The organism is Pusillimonas sp., assembly GCF_035515275.1.
Lineage (GTDB): Bacteria > Pseudomonadota > Gammaproteobacteria > Burkholderiales > Burkholderiaceae_B > Pusillimonas.
The window spans coordinates 30,750-45,760 of record NZ_DATJBQ010000063.1; the positions used below are offsets into that span (position 1 = coordinate 30,750).

Annotated in this window: 19 protein-coding genes; 4 read left to right on the forward strand and 15 right to left on the reverse strand. The window is 60.3% G+C overall.

Annotated elements, in window-relative coordinates:
* Positions 1 to 52: 52 nt before the first annotated feature.
* From VL003_RS04595 to VL003_RS04610, 4 genes are read right to left on the reverse strand one after another with little or no spacing between them, the layout of a single operon-like run.
* On the reverse strand, positions 53 to 547 hold the full coding sequence (locus tag VL003_RS04595) for a TlpA disulfide reductase family protein (protein ID WP_325440027.1): 495 nt from the start codon (positions 545 to 547) through the stop codon (positions 53 to 55).
* Complete coding sequence (locus VL003_RS04600; RefSeq protein WP_325440028.1) at positions 544 to 1,254, reverse strand: BON domain-containing protein; 711 nt, start codon at positions 1,252 to 1,254, stop codon at positions 544 to 546. Before VL003_RS04600 ends, VL003_RS04595 begins: the two co-directional genes overlap by 4 nt.
* A complete protein-coding gene (locus VL003_RS04605) occupies positions 1,254 to 1,847 on the reverse strand; it encodes a phosphoheptose isomerase (protein ID WP_325440029.1) in 594 nt (197 codons plus the stop codon). Before VL003_RS04605 ends, VL003_RS04600 begins: the two co-directional genes overlap by 1 nt.
* Positions 1,848 to 1,855: 8 nt before the next feature.
* Entirely contained in the window at positions 1,856 to 2,353 is a 498-nt protein-coding gene (locus tag VL003_RS04610; RefSeq protein WP_325440030.1) for a YraN family protein, read from the reverse strand.
* A 33-nt stretch (positions 2,354 to 2,386) separates the two neighbouring features.
* Between VL003_RS04610 and rsmI the strand changes: the two genes are divergently transcribed.
* Positions 2,387 to 3,313 carry a 16S rRNA (cytidine(1402)-2'-O)-methyltransferase gene (gene rsmI, locus VL003_RS04615; protein ID WP_325440031.1) on the forward strand — a complete coding sequence of 309 codons (927 nt, stop codon included), beginning with the start codon at positions 2,387 to 2,389 and terminating at the stop codon, positions 3,311 to 3,313.
* A gap of 10 nt (positions 3,314 to 3,323) precedes the next feature.
* On the opposite strand, the gene VL003_RS04620 is transcribed toward rsmI, so the two are convergent.
* The 10 genes from VL003_RS04620 to VL003_RS04665 form a co-directional block, all read right to left on the reverse strand.
* Positions 3,324 to 4,322 (reverse strand): septal ring lytic transglycosylase RlpA family protein, encoded by a 999-nt coding sequence (locus VL003_RS04620; RefSeq protein WP_325440032.1) that lies wholly within the window; start codon positions 4,320 to 4,322, stop codon positions 3,324 to 3,326.
* Entirely contained in the window at positions 4,319 to 5,191 is an 873-nt protein-coding gene (gene rapZ, locus VL003_RS04625; RefSeq protein WP_325440033.1) for an RNase adapter RapZ, read from the reverse strand. The genes VL003_RS04620 and rapZ overlap by 4 nt, the downstream gene beginning before the upstream one ends.
* A gap of 22 nt (positions 5,192 to 5,213) precedes the next feature.
* Positions 5,214 to 6,143, reverse strand: a complete 930-nt coding sequence (hprK, locus tag VL003_RS04630) for an HPr(Ser) kinase/phosphatase (RefSeq protein ID WP_325440034.1) — start codon at positions 6,141 to 6,143, stop codon at positions 5,214 to 5,216.
* Between the two features lie 13 nt (positions 6,144 to 6,156).
* Positions 6,157 to 6,621 carry a PTS sugar transporter subunit IIA gene (locus tag VL003_RS04635; RefSeq protein WP_325440035.1) on the reverse strand — a complete coding sequence of 155 codons (465 nt, stop codon included), beginning with the start codon at positions 6,619 to 6,621 and terminating at the stop codon, positions 6,157 to 6,159.
* A gap of 151 nt (positions 6,622 to 6,772) precedes the next feature.
* Entirely contained in the window at positions 6,773 to 7,099 is a 327-nt protein-coding gene (gene hpf / locus VL003_RS04640) for a ribosome hibernation-promoting factor, HPF/YfiA family (RefSeq protein WP_325440036.1), read from the reverse strand.
* A 267-nt stretch (positions 7,100 to 7,366) separates the two neighbouring features.
* Entirely contained in the window at positions 7,367 to 8,161 is a 795-nt protein-coding gene (lptB, locus tag VL003_RS04645; RefSeq protein WP_325440037.1) for an LPS export ABC transporter ATP-binding protein, read from the reverse strand.
* Between the two features lie 42 nt (positions 8,162 to 8,203).
* Positions 8,204 to 8,812 (reverse strand): lipopolysaccharide transport periplasmic protein LptA, encoded by a 609-nt coding sequence (gene lptA / locus VL003_RS04650; RefSeq protein ID WP_325440038.1) that lies wholly within the window; start codon positions 8,810 to 8,812, stop codon positions 8,204 to 8,206.
* Positions 8,793 to 9,434, reverse strand: a complete 642-nt coding sequence (gene lptC / locus VL003_RS04655; RefSeq protein ID WP_325440040.1) for an LPS export ABC transporter periplasmic protein LptC — start codon at positions 9,432 to 9,434, stop codon at positions 8,793 to 8,795. Before lptC ends, lptA begins: the two co-directional genes overlap by 20 nt.
* Before the next feature lie 3 nt (positions 9,435 to 9,437).
* The gene (locus tag VL003_RS04660) at positions 9,438 to 10,046 is read right to left on the reverse strand and encodes a KdsC family phosphatase (RefSeq protein ID WP_414708244.1); all 609 of its coding nucleotides are present in this window, start codon (positions 10,044 to 10,046) and stop codon (positions 9,438 to 9,440) included.
* Positions 10,043 to 11,032: a KpsF/GutQ family sugar-phosphate isomerase gene (locus VL003_RS04665; protein ID WP_325440044.1), complete on the reverse strand. Its 990-nt coding sequence runs from the start codon at positions 11,030 to 11,032 to the stop codon at positions 10,043 to 10,045. Before VL003_RS04665 ends, VL003_RS04660 begins: the two co-directional genes overlap by 4 nt.
* An 86-nt stretch (positions 11,033 to 11,118) precedes the next feature.
* Between VL003_RS04665 and VL003_RS04670 the strand changes: the two genes are divergently transcribed.
* The gene (locus VL003_RS04670; RefSeq protein ID WP_325440046.1) at positions 11,119 to 11,655 is read left to right on the forward strand and encodes an adenine phosphoribosyltransferase; all 537 of its coding nucleotides are present in this window, start codon (positions 11,119 to 11,121) and stop codon (positions 11,653 to 11,655) included.
* A 55-nt stretch (positions 11,656 to 11,710) separates the two neighbouring features.
* Here VL003_RS04670 and ilvA read toward each other — a convergent pair whose 3' ends face one another.
* Entirely contained in the window at positions 11,711 to 13,222 is a 1,512-nt protein-coding gene (gene ilvA / locus VL003_RS04675; RefSeq protein WP_325440048.1) for a threonine ammonia-lyase, biosynthetic, read from the reverse strand.
* A gap of 83 nt (positions 13,223 to 13,305) precedes the next feature.
* Here ilvA and VL003_RS04680 point away from each other — a divergent pair, with 83 nt between their 5' ends.
* On the forward strand, positions 13,306 to 13,845 hold the full coding sequence (locus tag VL003_RS04680) for a YqaA family protein (RefSeq protein WP_325440050.1): 540 nt from the start codon (positions 13,306 to 13,308) through the stop codon (positions 13,843 to 13,845).
* A gap of 79 nt (positions 13,846 to 13,924) precedes the next feature.
* Positions 13,925 to 15,011, forward strand: a 1,087-nt coding sequence (locus VL003_RS04685; protein ID WP_325440052.1) for a DUF3683 domain-containing protein, incomplete at its 3' end; no start/stop codon positions are given.

Consider the following 15,011-nt stretch of genomic DNA (forward strand, 5'->3'; position numbering starts at 1 on the left):
AACCCGAAAGCGGCGCGCTTTCGGGCTTGGCATGATCGGGCCGGCGGGCTGGTTACCCGGCCAGCGCCCGTTCTACGGTATGGCGAAAATCGGTTTTGTCGTAATTGCCCAGGTAGCGTTTAATGATGCGCCCCTGCTTGTCGACCAGAAACGTGGTGGGCGTAAGCTTTACGTCGTCGAAGGCCTTGGCGATTTCGCCCGTGGTATCCATGGCGACGGTAAACGGTAGTTGGCGCGACTGGGCAAAGTTGCGTACGTAAGCGGGTGGGTCGTAATCCATGGCCACGGCAATAACTTCGTAGCCTTGCGGTGAGTACTGGTTGTACGCTTCGATGGCGTCGGGCATTTGCCTCACGCAGGTAACGCAGCTGGTCGCCCAGAACTTGACCAAGTACACCTTGCCAAGCAGGTCTTGGGTAGTGAACTGGCGGCCGTCGAGCGAGGTATAGGTGACCTGCGGTGCAGCCTTGGCCGACCCCGAGAATTGCCATAGGCCGATTCCGGCGACAACGACCAGGACGGCGAAGCTGATAAGTAGTTTCTTCATTGGACAGGCATGGTTTGGACATCGGCCGAGCCGGTGTCAGACGGCACGGCCGGTGCAGAGGAGGAAGACTCTTGCACAGGCGCCGCCGACTTGCTGCCGGTAGCGACGCTATCAGGCGAGACGATCTCGAACAATTTTACTACCTTGTTGATGCCGCCCACCGAGGCGGCGGCCTTGCCGGCACGCTCGCTTTCGGCCTCGGTGACGCGGCCCATCAGGTAGACCACGCCGCGCTCGGTGGCGACTACGATGGTTCGCGTGGGTACGTCCTTGGTGTTAATGAGCGTGGTGGTGACCTTGGTGCTAAGCCAACTGTCGTTGGTTCGCACGCCAAGCGGGGTAATGTCGCCCACTCGAAGCTGGTTATACACCTGGGTTACCTTTTCGACCTTGGAAGCCAGTTGCTCGGCTTGCTGCTTGTCTTGCTGGGTGGGAACGTCGCCCATCAACAGCACCCGGCCTGCGTATGAAACCGTGTTGACCCGGCCCCTTTCGCCAACCAGCTTGCGCATTTCGGAGCCGACTTTCATTTCGATGGCTTGGTCTTCGACCTGCTCGCCGGCGGTGCGCCGGTCGGTGGCGACGACCGCCGTGGTGGCTGCAGCCCCGCCGACAACCAGAGGCGCACAACCCGACAGTGCGCTAAGTGATGCGACAGGCAGGCAGACAACAAGCAGCAGTTTGGAAAGATGACGTGGGGTGGCCATTAGAGCGTGTCTCCGAGAAGCAGGGCGTCGATGCCGTCGCACAGCGCATGAAGCAGCAAGATGTGGACTTCTTGTATGCGCATGGTGCGGTCGTGTGGCACACAAAGGTGGATATCGGTTTCGTAAAGCAGTTCGTTGAGCTTGCCGCCGCCTTTGCCGCTAAGCGCAATGACGGACATTTCGCGTTCGTGCGCAGCTTCTATGGACCGCAGTACGTTGGGGGAGTTCCCGCTGGTGGATATGGCCACCAGCACATCGCCGGGCTGGCCCAGTGCCGCGACCTGGCGTTCGAACACGGCATCGAAACCGTAATCGTTGCCCACTGCGGTCATGATTGAGGTGTCGGTGTTAAGCGCGATGCCGGCCAGCGGCAGACGGTCGCGTTCGAAGCGGCCGACGAGTTCGGCAATAAAATGTTGGGCATCGGCGGCCGAGCCACCGTTGCCGCAAGCCAGTATTTTATTATTGTTGGCCAGCGCGCTGAACAGAAGGTCGACCGCATTCGAGAGCGGTTGAGCCAGGGCTTGCGAGCCGGCCTTGAAAGTATCGATCGCGTCATCAAAGTGCGATGTCATGCGAGAGGTCATGTCCATGACCGTTATTATCTCACGTCAAATACACCTTTGAGCCACTGCAGCTGTTCGCCCTCGAAGGCAATGACATCAAAACGGCAAGGGGGAACGCGCCCGCCGAGATACTGACGCACCAGACGGGGTAAAAAATAGGCGGCCGCCCGGGCAAGCCGTTGCTGTTTGGCGGGAACGACGCTGGCTGCAGCGCCGCCAAAATGCCGGCTGTGACGGTGGCGCACTTCGATAAAGACCAGAATCGGACCGTCGAGGCATACTAGGTCGATTTCGCCGCTGCGGCAGAGCAGGTTTTGACGCAGCACCCGAGCTCCGGCGGCCTCGACGTGCTCACGTGCTTGTTGTTCGGCCAGCCTGCCCTGGCGCTGCGTGGGCGACAAATAGGGTGGGTCGTGGCTTGGGCCGTCCGGGCCGGCTTCGGGTTTGCGCCGAGCCGCGCGACGACGCCGGCGTATTGCCTTGCGTTGGGCAATGCCCGCCAGAGAGCTAGGGTCTGACGTATCATCCCGCATAGAGCATTTCCAATCTGACCGATTTCCCCCAGTATGAACCAGAACCCTTCTTCCGACTTCGCCGCGACATGGAATCGTCTCGCACAAAAAGTGGCCGAGCAGCATTGGCCGGCGGGTACCTTGTACGTGGTGGCAACTCCCATCGGCAACCTCGGCGACCTGAGCCTGCGCGCCTGGCAGGCCCTGGCGCGCTGCGATGTCATTGCCGCCGAAGACACGCGCTCGAGCCGCGCTTTGCTTGATGCCTGGGGCATCTCAACGCCCCTGCTCGCTGCGCATCGGCACAACGAGGCGGGGGCGGCGCAAACGCTGCTCAAGCGCCTGGAGCAGGGTGAGCGGGTGGGGCTTATTTCAGATGCGGGTGCGCCGGCGGTCAGCGACCCGGGGGCGCGCATTGTGCGCAGCGCGCGCCAGGCAGGCTACCCGGTTGTGGCCATTCCGGGGGCCAGCGCGGTCATTACCGCCCTGATGGCCAGCGGCGTCACCTCAGACGAGAACCCGGCTTTCATTTTTGCCGGGTTTGCGCCGGCCAAATCCGGTGCGCGGCAAAAATGGCTCAAGTACTGGACGGCACTGTCTGCGCCGGTCGTGGTGTTCGAGTCGCCCCATCGCCTGGCGGCAGCCTTTAAAGATATGCTCGAGGTGTGTGGCCCTGATCGAAAGCTGACTGTGGCACGCGAACTGACCAAGCGATTCGAAGAAGTGGCCACCATGACGCTTGGCCAGGCCGCCCAATGGTTGGCCGAAGATACGCATCGCGGCCAGGGCGAGTTTGTTCTGATCGTGCACGAAGCCCTCGTTCAGGCCTCGGACGGCAACGAGCTGGACGCGGCAACACTGGGCTTGCTTGATGCTTTGCTCGAGGTTGCCAGCGTTCGCGATGCCGCGCGCGTGGCGGCAAAGGCCACAGGGGTGGCTCGCGACGTGCTGTACGCTGAAGCACTGAAACGCGCCGGCTGAACATTAACGTTTAATCGCGTGTGGCAACCGTGGCCTGGCTGCCCGTTTGCTGTTGAATTCGCAAGGCGGCGTTTATGGCTTCGGTGCGCGTGGCGTAAGGCCCTATTTGCACACGGTACAGATTTTCTGAAGCCCGGACCTGGGCGGGTCGGGTCTCGGTCATGGAAATCTGACTGTTCAACTGCTTGGCCAAAGACTCGGCGTTGGCCCGCCCGCTAAAGGCGCCGAACTGCAGAAACACGCCGGCGGTTGCGGTGTCTTCCAGCGTGGCATAAGGCAGTAGCACCGCGTGGCTTTGAACCGGCGTTGCCGTGGCTACTGAGGTCGAGTCGACGCCGAGCGCGGCCAGCGCATCAGGCAGGTCGGCGGCTTCGTTAAATTGAACCGCAGCCGCTTCATTCTGTGTGGCAAGTGCAGGCCGGGGCGCAGGCTCGGCCATTACGGTGCGGGTGGTTTGCCCACGAGCAATGTCGGCATGGGTAATGGCGTCGACCCGTACTTTGGCGCTACCCCGTCCGACCAAGCCAAGCCGGGCTGCGGCGGCATACGACAGGTCGATGACGCGGCCACTATGAAACGGCCCCCGGTCGTTGATGCGCACCACGACGGTGGCGCCGGTTTCGGGGCGTGTGACCCGAGCGTAACTGGGCAATGGCAGGGTGGGATGGGCCGCCGTCATGGCATACATGTCGTAGGTTTCGCCATTGGCCGTTTTGCGGCCATGAAACTTTCGGCCATACCACGAGGCCACCCCGGTTTCGCTGAACGGTCGGTCAGAGGTAATGGGTACGTAGGTTCTGCCCAGCACCCGATACGGACGCATATTGGCTGGAGCGTGCGTTTCGATGCGAGGAACGGCGTCGGGTGTGTTCAGGATGTCGGCGGGAATATCCGAGCCCGGGCCATCGTCTTTGTAGTACCCGCCCTTTTTTCCGGTTGAACCGCAACCAGCCAGTATCAGGAGGCAGGCAAGGGATGCGGATGCGATCAGCGTTTGCGAAGTTGTCATGGAACCTCCGCGGGGGCCTGGTTGCGGTGGCGCACCAGAAGCGGGGCGTGGTCGGCAAAGCGCCGCGCCAGCTGTTCGGTCACGTATACCGATCGGTGTTGCCCGCCGGTGCACCCTACCGCCACAGTCAGGTAATTGCGCGTGTCTTGCATGTAGAGCGGTAGCCAGCGGCGTATGAAGCCGGCGATGTCTTCGATCATGGTTTCGACACTGCCAAACTGCGCCAGCCATTTGGCGACTGGTTCGTCGCGCCCCGTAAGCGGCCTTAACTGACGATCGTAGTGGGGGTTGGGCAGGCAGCGCACGTCGAACACCAGATCGGCGTCGCCGGGGACGCCGCGCTTGTAGGCAAATGACTCGAACGTAAGCACCACGGGTGATCGATCGGCCTGCACCAGATCGCGCATCCAGGCGCGTAGCTGGCCCGGGGTCAGGTCGGACGTGTCGATGACGTGCTCTTGTTCGCGCAGGGGGGCGAGCAGCTCGCGCTCGGTATCGATGCACTCTTGCAGTGAGGGCGATTTTCCGCCGCTGGTCAGGCGGTCGGTAAGGGGGTGGCGCCGGCGTGACTCAGAGTAGCGCTGCAACAGCGTGTGGTCGTTGGCGTCCAGAAAAATAACGCGAAACTCGGTGCCGCTTGCTCGCAGCGCGGTAATGACGTCGGGCAGGTCGTCGAGCTCGCCGGGAGAGCGAACGTCAATCGCTACGGCGACCCGCTCAAGCCCGTCTTCGCGCGTGCTGGCAATGAAGTCGTGCAGGAAACGAACCGGCAGGTTGTCGACGCATAGATAGCCCGAATCTTCGAGCAGCCGCAGGGCGACGGATTTCCCCGAGCCCGAAATGCCTGTGATCAGTACTATTTTCAGCATGTTGGTGTGGTTGGAAGCGACCCTATTCGGGTCGACTGCTTTCCATAATGGCCAGAGCCTGGCGTTCGATGAATTCTCCCATGGTATCAATACCCCGTAGCGTAAGGATGGTGTTGCGTACCGCGGCCTCGACCAGTACGGCCAAGTTGCGCCCCGGAGCCACTTGAAGCATGACGCGGCGGATGGGTATGCTGAGTATGTCTTGGGTAAGGTCTTGCACCGGAAGGCGCTCGAAGGCGTCGGCGTTCAGGCGCACCAGCTGCACGATAAGCTTGAGCCGCATCTTGCGGCGCACAGAGGTTTCGCCGAAGATTGTGCGGATGTCGAGCAGCCCCAGGCCGCGCACCTCGAGCAGGTTCTGCAATAAAGGCGGGCAGTGCCCTTCGATAAGGTTGGGCGCGATACGCGACAGCTCGACGGCGTCATCGGCCACCAGGCCATGTCCGCGCGAGATCAGCTCCAGGGCGAGTTCGCTTTTGCCCAGGCCCGAATCGCCTGTAATCAGTACGCCCAGCCCGAGCACGTCCATGAAAACGCCATGCATGGTGGTGCTGGGTGCCATGCGCTTGCCCAGATAGAACCGAAGCAGTTCGATCACTTCGGCGGCTTCGGTGGGTGTGGAAAGAAGAGGAACCGAGTGGTGGCTGCAAAACTGCTGCAAGTCCGTGGGTACGGCAAGGTCGCCGGCAAGCAATATGGCCGGTACGCCGCCGGCGATCAGGTCTTCAAGATGGTGTTGGCGGCGACGTGGGTCAAGCCGATGGTAATAGGCGAGCTCTTCTTTGCCAAAGACCTGTATGCGGGCCGGGTGAATAAGGTTCAGGTGTCCGACCAGATCGGCGCCCGACAGCCCTTCGTGGGCGATGACCTTTTGTGCCGATTCGGTGCCGGTGATCCAGGTAAACGAAATCTTGTCCGTGTTTTCGTCGATGAGTTCCTGAATGGTCAGCATGGGGCTTCGTGCCTTATTCCGTCGTCGCGACGTCAGTGATAAGCAGGCGGTGAATGACGGCGGGATCGGATTCGGTAGAAAGGATCTGCCGCAAAGAAGGGTTGGAAACCAGCCGTGCGATCTCGGCCAGAAGGTCGAGGTGCAATTGCGTGGCGGTTTCGGGAACCAGCACGAAAAACAGCAGATTGGCCAGCCGGCCGTCGCTGGCATCGAACCGAACCGGATCGGCCAGCCGGATGAAGGCGGCGTAGGGTTCTTTAAGGCCCTTGATGCGCCCGTGCGGTACGGCAATATGATGCCCCAGGGCGGTGGAACCCAGGCGCTCGCGGGCAATGAGACTTTGAAAAACAGCGGTTCGGGCTATGCCGTGGTTGTTCTCGAAGAGCAGGCCGGCTTGTTCGAACGCCCGTTTTTTGCTGGTAGCCTCGACATCGAGTGCGATGTTCTCCAGCGGCAGGATACGCGACATGAGATTCATACAGGCATTATAGGAGTATATGAGCATGTATAGAAAGCCACGGGCAGGCCGCTGCGCCGGAAAGTCGAAGGCCCCACTCGGACGAGTGGGGCCATTTTTGGGCGCTTGCCGCAGGGGAGTACCGTGCAGGCGACCCGAGACGGGCAGGCGCTTATTCGGTGCTTAATTGTAGTTTTTTTGCAGGTTCATGCGCATGATCCTGGAGTTTATTCTTGTACTTGATGACCTGGCGATCGATTTTGTCGGACAGTAGGTCGATGGCTGCGTAGAGGTTTTCGTCGCTGGCCTCGCAGTGGATGTCTTTGCCGCGCAGGTGCATGGTGACCTCGGCGGTATGTTTCAGACGCTCTATCGAGAGCATGACCTGGGTGTCGATGACGTTGTCGAAGTGTCGTGCTACCCGTGACATTTTGTTTTTGACATAGTCTCGGATGGCGGGAGTAATTTCTAGATGACGACCAGTGATGTTCAGGTTCATGTACTGCTCTCCTGTATTAAACGATGCGCAGGATGCGCGTTGTCGGAATAACTGAGGTCTCCTTTTTTTAAGTGGCTACAGTTTTAGTTTATAGCGTCGAAAAACTAAATCAAGTGGGATCAAACCCGTCTTTGCGAAAGGTCAACAGCGCTGCATAATATGAAAGTGCCCCCTGCAAGCAGGGGGCACAAGGCGGCATAATACATAGGGCCTTGCAGGGCAGGCGCAGCTTGGCTGGGCAACGCAAGTTGGCGTTGCTGTCTGGGGCTACATCCTGAAGTTCTTGCCCAGGTACACCTTGCGTACGGCTTCGTTATCAATGATTTCGCTGGGGTGGCCGTTGGTCAGCACCTTGCCTTCGCTAATAATGTATGCCCGGTCGCAAATGCCCAGTGTCTCGCGTACGTTGTGGTCGGTAATCAACACGCCGATGTTCCGGCCCTTTAAAAAGTGCACGATGCGTTGAATCTCGATGACCGCAATGGGGTCCACGCCGGCAAACGGCTCGTCCAGCAAAATGAAGCGGGGGTTGGTAGCCAGGGCCCGGGCAATTTCAACCCGCCGTCGCTCGCCACCCGACAACGATATGGCGGTGTTACGTCGAATATGGCCGATCTGCAGTTCGTCCAGCAACGTTTCCAGGCTTTCTCCGATCTGCGCCGACGAAAGCGAATTCCCTGCGGCATCGAGCTGCAGCTCGAGTACGGCACGAATGTTTTCTTCGACGGTCAGGCGCCGAAACACCGAGGCGTCTTGGGGCAGGTACGACAACCCCAACCGCGCCCGCTTATGCATAGGCATGGCGGTAATTTCGGTGCCGTCTATTTCGATGCGGCCGGCATCGGTAGGCACAATGCCCACGATCATGTAGAAACTGGTGGTCTTGCCGGCACCGTTGGGGCCCAGAAGGCCGACGACTTCTCCGCTGTCTACTGAAAGCGATACGTCTTGCACCACAGTGCGCTTGCCGTAGGTCTTACGCAGGCCGGTGGCTTTCAGGCTGCCCGGCTGGTCGCTGGGGGGACGGATCGCACTGGAGCGCGGCGAGGCGGAACGAAGCATAGATGACTGGCTAAAAAGATAGGGGACGCCGTGGCGTCCTGGTCAGTTTTTGGATTTTTCGCGGCAGGCGGCTGCTGCTGCGTCGGCCTTGGCGCTGGGTGTGGCCAGTGAGCGTACCCGGCCGCCCTGTGCGGCCGACTGCGGTCCGCCAAAGGCCTGGTATACGTTAGTGGTCTGGTTGTACTTGACGCGTTCCCCGCGAATGGTGTCCAGGGGTTTGCCACAAACATATTTGATGATGATCGCCTGGCCGATCATTTCGATTTCGTCGGTTTTGCCGTTATAGATGCCGCGCAACCCCTCGGCCTCGATAAGTTCGTATTTTTCGGGGTTTTCTTGGCGGACCTTTACGCGTTTGGAGGTGCCGTCGACCGTAGCCACGCCGTGCTGGAAGCCTTCGGGGTCCTCACGCATGACCAGCGTGTCTGAATGCAGTGTGAGCAGGCCGCGCGTCATGACGACGTTGCCGGTGAACGTGCTTTCTTTGGTAGCGTCGTTGTAGTTGAGCGTGTCCGACAAAATCAGCGTGTCGGGCTCGTCTTGGGCCTGCTTGCCCGACGGGGCGGGCTGAGCTGCCACGCTCATTGAGGCTGCCGCCAGTAGCGCGGCGGACAACCAGTGGCATAGTCGGTCAAGGTTTCGTGTTTTCATGGTTATTGTCTTGGGAGCCTTGGTTTTGTGGACGGGAGGCGGCCTGAGAATCTTCGGCTGATATACGGACGTCGCTGGCCGAAAAAACCTGAAGTGTACGGCTAGCGTTATCGTACCGCATGCCGGTGCCCACCATCGTGGATTTGCCGTTCACAACCACTGCCGGCAAGTCGGTGTAGGCCACGTCTTCATCAGGCAGCATAATAAGCTTGTCGCTATTGACATCCAGGGCGGGGCGGTCGTCGTAAGGTCGGCGGTGCAAGTGGGCGTTGCCGCTCATGACGATTCGGCTGCCGTCCTGATCCATGACGGCGATGTCTGACGTACCAATGGTAACGGGCGAGTCGGCGCGCTGGCCGGTGGCTTTGGCCTGGGTTACTTCGTATGAGTCGTCGTCGGGGAAGTGTTGCAGGTACTCGCCTTCCATGCGGTTGACCGCCATGCCTTCGGCATCGGTGCGCACCATCACGAAGTTGCTTGACCAGGCGTCGGGTTCGTGCGTAATGCGTCGCGGCGGCTCGATATGCACGGCTCGCTGGGTATAGTCGGCCGCCCACCAGGTGCCTGCAACCAGGACAAACAGCAAGGCGATGGCGATAAGTGCCGGTAGGCGTTCTTTCATGATTTACTGCGTAACCCCACCCAAAATCACGGCATTTGGCGAGAAAAAATGTTTGAGACGGCCTTGCGCGGCCAGGATCAGGTCACAGCATTCGCGTCCCGCCCCGTAACCGCCCTCGCGCGAGGAAACCCAATGGGCCGCTTGGGCAATGTAGGGTGGCGCGCTGGGTACGCTGGCGGCAAACCCCACACGCTGCATGGCGGCCAGATCAAGAAGGTCATCGCCCATGAAGCCGACCTGATCGAGGGTGTGGCCTTGCTCTTGCACCAGGGCCGCCAGGGCCTGGGCCTTGTCGCGCACCCCTTGCAAGACCAGCGAAATACCTAGTTCGGCGGCACGGCGCGCCACGATGGGGCCTTCGCGCCCGGTAATCAGCGCCACGGCAATGCCGCCCTCGCGCATCAGGCGCAGACCGTGGCCGTCCAGCGCATTGAAGCGTTTCATGGTTTCGCCGTTTTCGCCGTACCAGAGGCTGCCGTCAGTCAGGACGCCGTCGACGTCGAAGATCATGAGGCGCACTTGGCGCGCACGCTCGATGACGGCGGGGCTTGTCTTGGCAAGAATCAGCGCCTCGGCCGGGTGAGGGGGGGTGTTGTCAAGAGTCATTGTCAGATTACCTTGGCTGCCAACAGGTCGTGCATGTGCAGGGCGCCTAATAGTAGCCCGTCTGGGTCGACCACCAGAACCTGGGTAAGCCGATTGTCATTCATCAGGGTAGCTGCCTCGACGGCGAGGGTTCCGGGTGACACGGTTTTGGGGTTGACGGACATGCCGGCCGCGACCGTGAGGGCGCGAATGTCGCCCCGGGCCGTTATTAACCGGCGCAGATCGCCGTCGGTAAAAATGCCGACCGGGCGTTGCCGTGGGTCGACCACTATGGTCATGCCCATGCTTTTGCGCGACATTTCTTCAAGTGCCTGGGCAATGGGGGTGTCGGCATGGACAATGGGCAGGGCATCGCCCGAGCGCATGACGTCGCGCACCAGTGTCAGCAGACGTCGGCCCAAAGCCCCGCCCGGATGCGAGCGGGCAAAGTCCTCGGGGCTGAAGCCGCGCGCTTCCAGGCATGCAACGGCAATGGCATCGCCAAGCGCCATGGTTGCCGTGGTGCTGGCGGTGGGTGCCAGATTAAGCGGGCAGGCCTCTTGTTCGACGTGCACATCAAGGTGCAGGTCGGCATTGACTGCCAGTTGCGATTGCGGGTTGCCGGTAACGGCAATAAGCGGAATCTCCATACGCTTTGCCACAGTAAGCACGGTAAGCAGCTCGGTTGCCGTGCCCGAATAAGAAATGGCCAGAACCAGGTCGCGTGTGGTCAGCATGCCCAGATCGCCGTGCAAGGCCTCGACGCCGTGCATGAAGAACGAAGGGGTGCCCGTCGAGGCCAGCGTGGCGGCAATTTTGCGGGCGACATGGCCCGACTTGCCGATACCGCTGACCACGACGCGTCCTTCGCAGGCCAGCACCATTTCGACGGCGCGGCTGAAGGTGCTGTCGAGTCGGTCGTGCAACGATTTGAGTGCGTCCGCTTCAATAGACAGCGTTCTGCGTGCTGAAGCAATGGAGTTCGACGCTTGCGGTATGGGCGTGCTTTTCATTTCACGAGTTTAAACGAACACTGAAAGGTAATGATTGGAGTTATAGTTACTGCTGCTCACCGTCTCAGGTCTTATTGGCTATTTTCATGCACACAGATCCCGTCAATTACGTACGCAACGCCATACGTAGTGTTCCCGACTGGCCCAAGCCCGGCGTCACTTTTCGCGATATTACCCCCGTACTGCAAGATCCACAGTCCTTCCGGGTGCTGGTCGATCTATTCGTTTACCGATACATGCGCCAGCGTCTGGATCTTGTCGCCGGCATCGACGCCCGAGGCTTTATTTTGGGGGCGGTGCTGGCCTACGAGCTTAATCTTGGTTTTGTGCCGGTGCGCAAAAAGGGCAAGCTGCCTTTTCATACGCTGGCCGAAGAGTACACGCTCGAATATGGCAACGCCACGGTCGAAATGCACTCTGACGCGGTCAAGCCGGGTCAGCGTGTTTTGCTTATCGACGATCTGATCGCAACCGGGGGCACCATGCTGGCAGCGGCCAAGTTGCTGCAACGGCTGGGCGCAAACGTGGTCGAGGCCGCGTCTATTATCGATCTGCCCGATCTGGGCGGTTCTAAAGCGCTGAAGGATACGGGCCTGCCGATATACAGCGTGTGCAGTTTCTAACCAACCGCCCCGCAGCCATCTGGGCCTCGGGGGCGGTTTGCTTAGGGGAACGAACCTAAAGAAACAGCCGGTAAGCCGGGTTGTTGGTTTCGTTCCAGTACGGGTAGCCCAACGACTCCAGAAACTCGTTGACCGACTTTTTATCGCTGTCAGGTGACAGCTGCATGCCCACCAGCACCCGGCCATAGTCGTCGCCCTGGTTGCGATAATGAAACAGGGTGATGTTCCATTTGGGGTTCATGGCCTGCAGGAAGCGGGCCAGGGCCCCCGGCCGCTCGGGAAACTCGAAACGGAAGAGCATTTCGTGCCTGGCCAATGCAGAACGGCCCCCCACCATGTAGCGAAGATGGGTCTTGGCCAGCTCATTGCCTGTTAGGTCAAGGGTGTCGAGCCCCTTTTTACGGAACATGGCTGCCAGCTTGTCGGGTTCGGCCGGCGAGCTGATTTGCACGCCGACAAACACGTGGGCCCGTTCGGCGTCGGAGATGCGGTAATTGAATTCGGTGACGCTACGCTTGCCCAGCGCCTCGCATAGCTTGCGGAAACTGCCGCGCTCTTCCGGTATGGTCAGGGCGAACAGGGCTTCGCGGGCCTCGCCGACGTCGGCGCGGTCGGCCACGAAACGCAGCCGGTCAAAATTCATGTTGGCGCCACTGGTAATGGCCACCAGTGTCTTGTTCTTCCACTTGTGCTGAGCGGCATACAGCTTGGCCCCCGCCAGCGACAAGGCGCCGGCCGGTTCGAGCACGCTGCGGGTGTCCTGGAACACGTCTTTGATGGCGGCGCAAATGGCATCGGTGTCGACGGCAACGAAGTCGTCGACATACTGGCGAGCCAGCTTGAAGGTTTCGGCGCCCACCAGCTTGACCGCCGTGCCGTCCGAGAACAGGCCCACGTCACTTAACTCAAGGCGTCGGCCCGCCTTGACGCTGCGCATCATGGCGTTGGAGTCTTCGGTTTGCACGCCGATAATGCGGGTTTCGGGGCGCAACTGTTTAATATAAGCGGCCACGCCGGCGATCAGCCCCCCACCGCCTATGGGTACAAAAACTGCATCGATGGGCCCCGAGTGCTGACGCAAGATCTCCATGCCTACCGTGCCTTGTCCGGCGATCACATCGGGATCGTCGAACGGGTGCACAAAAGTTAGCTTTTCTTTCTTTTCGAGCAGCATCGCGTGCTCGTATGCGTCAGAATAGCTGTCGCCCGCCAGTACGGCCTCGCCGCCCAGCGCCTGAACGGCGTCGACCTTAAGGCGTGGCGTGGTTGTGGGCATGACGATGACCGCGCGACAGCCCAGCCGCCGAGCCGACAAGGCAACGCCTTGGGCGTGGTTGCCCGCCGACGCGGCAATGACGCCGCGCTTAAGCTCAGCGGGGCTCAGGTTGGCCATTTTGTTGTAGGCGCCACGCAACTTGAAACTGAACACCGCTTGGGTGTCTTCACGTTTCAGCCAGACTTTGTTCTGGATGCGGGCCGAGATAAGGGGGGCGGGGTCAAGGGCCGATTCGACGGCAACGTCGTAGACCTTGGAATTGAGAATGCGCTTTAGATAGTCGTTGGACATGGGAAGAGCGAAGCTGCGAAATTGTCTGGTGCAAGAATATCACAGCGAAAATCTGGTAACGAAAGGCGGCTAAACTTACGCGCATGGAAGCCTGGTTGCGGTCCTCGATATATTGGTTGCTGTCCGCCCTGGCATTGCCCAAGGTCGGGCTTAGCGCTATTTTTATTGTCAGCCTGGTGTCGGCAACCATACTGCCGCTGGGGTCTGAGCCGGCGGTCTTCGGCTATATCAAGCTCTCGCCCCACATGTTCTGGCCGGCGGTTTTGGTGGCAACCCTGGGCAACACCGTGGGGGGCATCATCAGCTACGCCATGGGTCTGGGTGCAGAAAAAGGGTATGAGCGCTGGCGCGAAAAACATGGCCACCTTGATGTCGAAGCGCAAAGGCGCAAGTCGGCCGGCCGCTGGCACAAACAAATGGGCGAGTGGGTCGACCGCTTCGGGCCCTCGGCGCTGTTTTTCTCGTGGCTGCCCATCATTGGCGACCCCTTGTGTGTGGTGGCCGGCTGGTTCAAGCTGCCGTTCTGGCCCTCGGTGTTTTTCATGGCTCTGGGTAAATTCTTGCGTTACGTGGTAATGACCCTGGTGCTGTTGTGGCTTTTCCCCGAAACCGTTCAGGGCTGAACCCTAGCCCTGCTGCGGTCTGCAAGGGGCAATGAAGTAAACTTAGGCCTTGCCTAGCCAGGTTAATTCAGTCATTGCCATGAACGCCCCTCTCGCCAGTCAATTGCTTGCCGCCAAGGCCGAGCCTGCCGACACTCCGCGCTTGCGCGAAATTCCTTATAACTACACCTCGTTCTCGGATCGCGAGATCGTATGCCGCCTGTTGGGCGAGCAGGCCTGGCAATGGTTGTCCGACCTGCGTGCCGAGCGCCGTACCGGCCGGTCAGCGCGCATGTTGTTCGAGGTGCTGGGCGACATCTGGGTCGTGCGGCGCAATCCGTATCTTCAAGACGACCTGCTTCATAGTCCCAAGCGCCTTACCGCCCTTACCGAAGCGCTGCGCCATCGACTGGGCGAAATCGACAAGCGTCGTCAGGCCGATGACTCTGAGCGCGACGACCGTGTGGGCCGACTGCTGCAGGCGGCACAGGCTGCGGTGCAGGCGTTTGAGTCTGAATTTGAACTTACCTCGGTCTTGCGCAAGAAGGTCATGCGACGCCTGTCGCGTGTTACCGCCAAAGACAACATCAAGTTTGACGGGCTGTCGCGCGTGTCTCATGTTACTGATGCGACCGACTGGCGGGTCGAGTACCCCTTTGTCGTACTTACCCCCGATACCGAAGACGAGATCGCCGAACTGGTGCGCGCCTGTATTGCACTCGACCTCACCATCATTCCGCGTGGGGGCGGTACCGGCTATACCGGCGGCGCCATTCCCCTCACCTGGCGTTCCGTCGTCATTAACACTGAAAAACTCGACACGCTTGCTGCGGTCGAGGCGGTGCAGCTGCCCGGCGTCGAACAGCCCGTTACCACGGTGTTGGCAGGCGCCGGAGTGGTTACCCGACGCGTGGCCGATGCGGCCGAAGCGGCTGGTTATGTTTTTGCCGTCGATCCCACTTCAGCCGATGCTTCCTGTGTGGGCGGCAACGTTGCCATGAATGCAGGCGGCAAAAAGGCGGTGCTGTGGGGCACGGCGCTTGACAACCTGGCGTGGTGGCGCATGGTCGACCCGCAGGGCGACTGGCTCGAGGTTACCCGCATGGACCATAACCTGAGCAAGATCCACGACGCCCCCCAGGCCACGTTCAAGCTCGAATGGTTCGACGGATCGACGGCGCCTGGCG

Excerpts from the sequence above, each read along its gene's own strand:
- ilvA (WP_325440048.1), bottom strand. The coding sequence starts at position 13,222 with ATGTCCAACGACTATCTAAAGCGCATTCTCAATTCCAAGGTCTACGAC.
- lptA (WP_325440038.1), bottom strand. The coding sequence starts at position 8,812 with ATGAAAACACGAAACCTTGACCGACTATGCCACTGGTTGTCCGCCGCG.
- VL003_RS04605 (WP_325440029.1), bottom strand. The coding sequence starts at position 1,847 with ATGGACATGACCTCTCGCATGACATCGCACTTTGATGACGCGATCGAT.
- VL003_RS04665 (WP_325440044.1), bottom strand. The coding sequence starts at position 11,032 with ATGAAAAGCACGCCCATACCGCAAGCGTCGAACTCCATTGCTTCAGCA.
- hprK (WP_325440034.1), bottom strand. The coding sequence starts at position 6,143 with ATGCTGACCATTCAGGAACTCATCGACGAAAACACGGACAAGATTTCG.
- VL003_RS04620 (WP_325440032.1), bottom strand. The coding sequence starts at position 4,322 with ATGACAACTTCGCAAACGCTGATCGCATCCGCATCCCTTGCCTGCCTC.
- hpf (WP_325440036.1), bottom strand. The coding sequence starts at position 7,099 with ATGAACCTGAACATCACTGGTCGTCATCTAGAAATTACTCCCGCCATC.
- rapZ (WP_325440033.1), bottom strand. The coding sequence starts at position 5,191 with ATGCTGAAAATAGTACTGATCACAGGCATTTCGGGCTCGGGGAAATCC.
- VL003_RS04680 (WP_325440050.1), top strand. The coding sequence starts at position 13,306 with ATGGAAGCCTGGTTGCGGTCCTCGATATATTGGTTGCTGTCCGCCCTG.
- VL003_RS04670 (WP_325440046.1), top strand. The coding sequence starts at position 11,119 with ATGCACACAGATCCCGTCAATTACGTACGCAACGCCATACGTAGTGTT.
- VL003_RS04610 (WP_325440030.1), bottom strand. The coding sequence starts at position 2,353 with ATGCGGGATGATACGTCAGACCCTAGCTCTCTGGCGGGCATTGCCCAA.
- VL003_RS04635 (WP_325440035.1), bottom strand. The coding sequence starts at position 6,621 with ATGAATCTCATGTCGCGTATCCTGCCGCTGGAGAACATCGCACTCGAT.
- lptB (WP_325440037.1), bottom strand. The coding sequence starts at position 8,161 with ATGCTTCGTTCCGCCTCGCCGCGCTCCAGTGCGATCCGTCCCCCCAGC.
- rsmI (WP_325440031.1), top strand. The coding sequence starts at position 2,387 with ATGAACCAGAACCCTTCTTCCGACTTCGCCGCGACATGGAATCGTCTC.
- lptC (WP_325440040.1), bottom strand. The coding sequence starts at position 9,434 with ATGAAAGAACGCCTACCGGCACTTATCGCCATCGCCTTGCTGTTTGTC.
- VL003_RS04600 (WP_325440028.1), bottom strand. The coding sequence starts at position 1,254 with ATGGCCACCCCACGTCATCTTTCCAAACTGCTGCTTGTTGTCTGCCTG.
- VL003_RS04595 (WP_325440027.1), bottom strand. The coding sequence starts at position 547 with ATGAAGAAACTACTTATCAGCTTCGCCGTCCTGGTCGTTGTCGCCGGA.